Raw genomic sequence first — 5,893 nt, forward strand, 5'->3', positions numbered from 1 at the left:
GTTTTGTTTTGTATATATCATTATGCTTATTTTCACTAAAATTAAACCCTAACTTCTTTCGTGAGATAATGTTTTTCATCAGAAGATAAATGTCACTTTCTAAAGCGAGGCTATCTTTAATATCTGTTATAAAATTACGTTGAATACTTGTTAAAAACTCTCTTACTGCTTTCAGTAATTTACTGTCATAACATAAGTATTGCCCTTTTTTAAATGTCAACGAATAAAAGATAGAAGACAACACTCTATTTTCATTATCTGATTTCTCTTCAAGTAATACTGAATCATGCCAAGGCAGCTTTGGTAGGTTTTTTCTTTCAATTTTATGACCTTGACTTACTCTAAAGTTACTAACAATCAGGTATATCATCATAAATTTCCGAGAGTTGTAATCTAAACTAACTTTCTTGTCAGAAATAACTCTAGTCAGTTGTTCTTTTGAAACAGTCAAGTAATCACTACACTTATTATAGAAAACATCAAATAATATTTTTTCAATTGGGTTATTAGTAATTTTTGAGTTCAGACAAAGGTTCTGGTCAAGCTGTGATAGTTTAATCAATTGCATAGTAACCAGCAACCTGATCCCTAGTTCATTTCCTGTTAACTCAGTTCCCTTTCTTCGATGAGTAACAAGTGATAAATTAGCTCTGGCTAAAACTTGGCTCAGTATTTGAGTATCGTTTTTTAAAGTGCTAACACTGACACCTATTATTTTATATATTTCCTGTTTGCTCATAACCTTGTTGAAAATCAACATTAATATTACACATTCAACTCTCTGTTTTTGATTTGGCTTATATGAGGCTAAGTCTAAGGTATTGATAAGTCGTATATAATCTGAATATTCTATATCAAACAAATTTGGCACCGTAGGCTGTGATAAATGTTTATATTTAGATATATAGGAAAAACTGCGCTGAAGTGAACGATAAATAGTCGCCTTATCCTTTTCAAAGTATTGCTCCAACGAGGAAAATGAAGAAATTTCATTTTGCGTGATATACTTCACAAGTTGTAAGTCAAATTTATTTACCTTCATCACATTTTCAAGACCATTGAGAATAATATACCCATACAATCATATACATGCATCAGTTAAGGGTCAATAACTGCAATAGCTTGCTGTCAGTTTATGTCATTGAATGACCCTAAATTATCTATAAAATTGGCGCTACCAAAATATGGAGGACAAAATGAATAGTTCATTTAAACAAGAAGTTCAAACATTTGGCCGCTCGCTATTGTTGCCCATTGCAGTGTTGGCACCAGTGGGTATGATCATGGGTATCTCTTCTGCTCTAGGTCAATCCTACATGATTGAACAAATGCCATTTCTTGGGCATGAAGGATTTAAAGCTTTATTTAGTTCATTAAAAATTATCGCTGGTGTGATTTTCTCTAATATTCCACTTCTATTCGCTATGGGTGTTGCGTATGGAATGTCAAAGAAAGAAAAGGGCATAGCCGTTTTTTCATCTGTCATTGCTTATTTGACTTTGATGATATCTATGAAAGCCAGCCTAATTCTTACGGGAGATTTGGCTACTGGGAAGCTAGCATTAGCAGGCCAAGGGATAGTCTTGGGTATCCAGACCTTAAAAATTGAGGCTCTAGGGGGCATAATTGCCGGATTAATAGCATCGAAAATAACAGATCGCTTTTATCGCTTACAACTTCCCCTTGCTTTCGCCTTCTTTAGCGGTAAGAAATCTGTAGCTATTATATCTATAGCGGCAACCATACCTGTTGGTTTATTGATTCCATTCATTTGGGATCTATTTACCTCAGCGATGATTTCGTTATCTGGATTTTTTATGTATGAAGGTTATGGTGTAGGTGCTTACTGGACATTAAACCGCTTACTGATCCCATTTGGTCTTCACCATGTACTTAGTTCGATGCTTCGCTTTACTGAAGCAGGTGGTATCTATGTCATAGACGGTGTTCAATATATCGGCATTTTACCAGCGATGAATAAAATTCTATTCGATCTTGGTCCACAGCATGAAGCTTGGGGTCAGTATATGCCTACTTTGAGTGGATACCTTGCGTCTGGGCAAATGTTAACAACGTTGTTCCGAGTACCAGCTATTGGTCTAGCGATGTATCACACAGCATTCACAAAAAATAAGAAATTTGCTCGAGGGTTAATTTTAACCGTAGTATTAACAGCATTCTTGGGTAATGTTACTGAACCTCTCGAATTCTCATTCCTCTTCATTGCCCCAGTATTATTTGCGGTCTACGCTGTACTATGTGGCTTGTTATCGGTTCCATTGTACTTCCTAGATGTCTCTATTGGTTACATTCGCGGAACTATCTTCGACTTCGGTATCTTTGGTCTGATGTATGAACATACCCAGTGGATTTATCTAGTTGCTGTTGGTCTTGTAAACTTCGTTGTGTTTTACGGTGTATTCCGCTATGCCATCGTCAAATTCAACATTGCAACTCCAGGGCGTGAGAAAGATGTAGGTGATAATACTCTACTGCTCAATAAAGAGTATGACAAAGTGGCGGTTTTGGTTATTGATGGACTTGGTGGTAAAGAGAATATTGCTCGCGTTGAGAACTGTGTTACGCGCCTTCGTATCGACTTCAAAAATAAAGACTTATTAGATATTGAGAAGTTTAAAGCCGCGGGTGCAGCAGGAACATTCTTCCCATCAGGAAAACACGTCCATATAGTTTTCGGTCCACATGTTGAGTTTGTTCGAAACTCAATTGACGACAATATAAACGGCCTCACTCCTCATCTCAATACAGCGGAAGTACAGTAACATGAAAGCGTTATATGATTCGAAGAGTAAAACAATTGATGACAAAGGGTTGCGTTCTGAGCTATCGACAGAAGCAAAACTTCAGTCTTACTTGGATTTAGAAGGAGCACTAGCATTAGCTCAAGGTGAGCTTGGTGTTATACCTTTAGACGCCGCAAAAAACATAGCAGCGAACTGTAAGGCTGAGAATATTGATCTTTCTGAACTGGATAGAATAACTAGGGAGGTCGGACATGGCTTTGTACCGTTAATTAAACTGCTTGTGAAGGCTTGTGATGAGCATAGCGGAAAATATGTTCACTACGGAATTACGACTCAAAACATTCAGCAATCAGCACAACTTTTTCAATTGAGGAAGTTTCACGCTAAATTGCTTCTATCTGTTGAACAGTCAATCCGTAACTTAGGTACTCTTGCTCTAGAACATAAAGATACCGTAATGGCTGGTAGAACGCATGGCAAACATGCGTTACCCATCACTTACGGCTATAAAGTCGCTGTTTGGATTGAAGAGTTAATCTCCGCAGTAAAGCGATTAAAACAGTCTGAAGAACGTGTATTTTGCGTAATGATGGGAGGAGCTGTAGGTGCATTCCACGCGATGGGGACGATTGGGCGTGAAGTTCAAGAACATGTGGCAAAGCAGCTAGGTATGCACTCAATGAACATTCCCTCACGCAATAATCGAGTATATCGTGCTGAATACATTAACAACTTGGCTCTTTTAACTACTACTTTTCACAAAATAGCCGAAGAGGTCTATCAAACCTCTAGTGAAGAATTTGCAGAAGTGTCTGAAGCCTTTAAGGAAGGAACTATAGGTAGTAGTACCATGCCTCAAAAAGTCAATCCAAAACTAGCTAAAGGAATTATTGCGAATTCACAAAAGCTATACTCTGTATTGACATCAACAATGTATGTTGCACCGCGACCATTTGAAGCTGATAGCTCCGCTTACTTCGTCTATGACAACAATCTTCAAGAGGCTGCTGAGTTAACCGCGGAGGTATTAATTCGAGCTGAAGAGCTAACCCGCACGATAGCTGTGAACCCTAAACAAATGCGAAGAAATGTTATGATCAGTAACGGCTTAATTAACAGCGAAAAAGTCATGATGAAACTCGTAAGCTGTTTAGGTAAAGATCCTGCTCATGAACTTATCTACGAGCTAGCGATGGAGTCAACTCATAGTGGACGAGCATACGGCGACGTCTTGGCGAGCAATGAAACTATTTCTGCTCACTTCACCGAAGTAGAAATTGCGGATTTACTCAATCCAGAAATGTATGTTGGTCAATGCTCAAATGTCGCAAGTTATTGGGCAGATAAGGCACTATCATTTAGAGCGTAACCAGCACTTTTATTAGTTCTCTCCCCCTACTTTTGAACTAGGCAAACACGGCTCTTACTTTCAATTACAATGTTAGGGCTTTCGTTAGTATCGCGGTTTTCTTAAGAAAACCGCTTTTTTGTTTGCCCAGCAAAGCTGGCAAACCCGTCTTGTGAGTACACAAAGCTCGCAAGTTATCCCAGTGATCACCATTAACTAAGATCACCATTAACTAAGATCGACAACTAACTAACGATGCAGGTCTTAACTGAAACCCGCCATCAATGCGGTATAAAATACCCATCAGATAGAATTATTCATGCTTAAATAAGGTAATAAAATGCCACTGATAAAACTTGATAATGTCATTCAAAATTATGCATGGGGGAGCAAAGTTTCCATCAATAAACTGTTTGGTATTGCGAACCCTAACAGCGAACCACAAGCCGAAATGTGGATGGGTGCACACCCAAATGGCTGCTCAAAGGTCGCTCAATCAGGCCAGTGGCTCTCTGAACTTATCGCCAGTAATCCAACATTGATACTGGGTGAATATACCTATTCACGGTTTGGTGAGCTACCGTACTTATTTAAAGTACTCGCCGCTGCAACACCATTATCGATCCAAGTGCATCCAAACAAGCGTAAAGCAGCAATCGGGTTTGAGCGTGAGAATAAGCAAGGTATTGCCCTTAATGCCGCTCATCGTAACTATAAAGATCCTAACCATAAACCTGAACTTGTTTATGCACTGACCTTTTACAAAGCAATGAATGGATTTCGTCCTATTAAAGATATTATTGCGCTATTTGAAGAAGCTCACATCTCATCGCTGAGTGATGAAATTAACACACTAAAACAACAACCAGACAGTCAAGCATTGAAGGTATTCTTTAGCGCTATTATGTCTCTTGATGGTGAGCGTAAAAAAGCCGCTCTCGAAGAACTGGATACGGCCTACTCTCGGCCAGCAAAAACAGCTATGGGCCGTGAGGCAATGCAATACAGTCAAGATTTTAAGCAACATTATCCTGGTGATATTGGTCTGCTGGCACCATTAATGTTAAACACTGTCGAGCTCGCACCTGGTGAGGCAATGTTCTTATTCGCAGAAACCCCACATGCTTATGTGCAAGGTACCGGACTGGAGATCATGGCCAACTCCGATAATGTACTACGTGCAGGTTTAACACCAAAGTATATTGATGTGCCTGAGCTCATCGACAACACTCTTTTTGAGCCTATTCAACCACAAGATATCAAGTTAGAACCGGTGTTTAAGGATAGAAAGCAATCCTACCCTATCCCCGTCGACGACTTTGGCTTTGATATTCTACCGGTATTGGATCAATCGGAGCTGCAATACATTCGTGGTGCAGAGATCATATTCTGTATTGAAGGGAAAGTATCAGTAAGCTCAGCAGGGCAGCAAGTTACCTTAACCCCTGGTGAATCCGCATTTATCAGCTGCGATTCTGGCAGTTACCGCTACCAAGGTCATGGCAGACTCGCGAGAGCGTATAACTAAATAAAATGACATTTCAATGAAATAACTAAAAGCCATAGTGCATCGCAATCACAGCAAATAAGTCCAGAATTTAGTCAAATTAGCCAGTTTTTTACAGAACTGGCTTGCTAAGGTAGTACGCTAGGTTCTGTCGCAAACTTTGAGTCATTAAGTTAAGATTTGTTTCATTTCTATTCATGAGACTGATTCTTAATGTTTAAAGGCTGCCACTTCCCCTCTGAAGTTATTCTCGAAACCGTACGTTATTATCTC

At 39.2% G+C, this 5,893-nt stretch carries 4 protein-coding genes; 3 read left to right on the plus strand and 1 reads right to left on the minus strand.

From position 1 onward, the window contains the following. Positions 1-1,042 (minus strand): helix-turn-helix domain-containing protein (locus tag L4B77_RS19140; protein ID WP_429752402.1); only part of this gene is annotated, 1,042 nt, incomplete at its 3' end. Between the two features lie 154 nt (positions 1,043-1,196). On the opposite strand from L4B77_RS19140, the gene L4B77_RS19145 reads away from it, so the two are divergent. The 3 genes from L4B77_RS19145 to manA all read left to right on the plus strand — a co-directional run bounded on the left by L4B77_RS19145 (position 1,197) and on the right by manA (position 5,641). Beyond that, positions 1,197-2,783 (plus strand): PTS transporter subunit EIIC, encoded by a 1,587-nt coding sequence (locus tag L4B77_RS19145; RefSeq protein WP_429752404.1) that lies wholly within the window; start codon positions 1,197-1,199, stop codon positions 2,781-2,783. A gap of 1 nt (position 2,784) precedes the next feature. Continuing rightward, the gene (locus L4B77_RS19150; protein ID WP_429752406.1) at positions 2,785-4,134 is read left to right on the plus strand and encodes a class-II fumarase/aspartase family protein; all 1,350 of its coding nucleotides are present in this window, start codon (positions 2,785-2,787) and stop codon (positions 4,132-4,134) included. A 319-nt stretch (positions 4,135-4,453) separates the two neighbouring features. Next, complete coding sequence (manA, locus tag L4B77_RS19155; RefSeq protein WP_372207753.1) at positions 4,454-5,641, plus strand: mannose-6-phosphate isomerase, class I; 1,188 nt, start codon at positions 4,454-4,456, stop codon at positions 5,639-5,641. Positions 5,642-5,893: the final 252 nt, after the last annotated feature.

This window comes from Vibrio minamisatsumaniensis (genome assembly GCF_050337445.1).
In the GTDB taxonomy this organism is placed as follows: domain Bacteria; phylum Pseudomonadota; class Gammaproteobacteria; order Enterobacterales; family Vibrionaceae; genus Vibrio; species Vibrio artabrorum.

Coding starts and splice junctions, on each gene's coding strand:
- manA (WP_372207753.1), top strand. CDS start 4,454: ATGCCACTGATAAAACTTGATAATGTCATTCAAAATTATGCATGGGGG.
- L4B77_RS19150 (WP_429752406.1), top strand. CDS start 2,785: ATGAAAGCGTTATATGATTCGAAGAGTAAAACAATTGATGACAAAGGG.
- L4B77_RS19145 (WP_429752404.1), top strand. CDS start 1,197: ATGAATAGTTCATTTAAACAAGAAGTTCAAACATTTGGCCGCTCGCTA.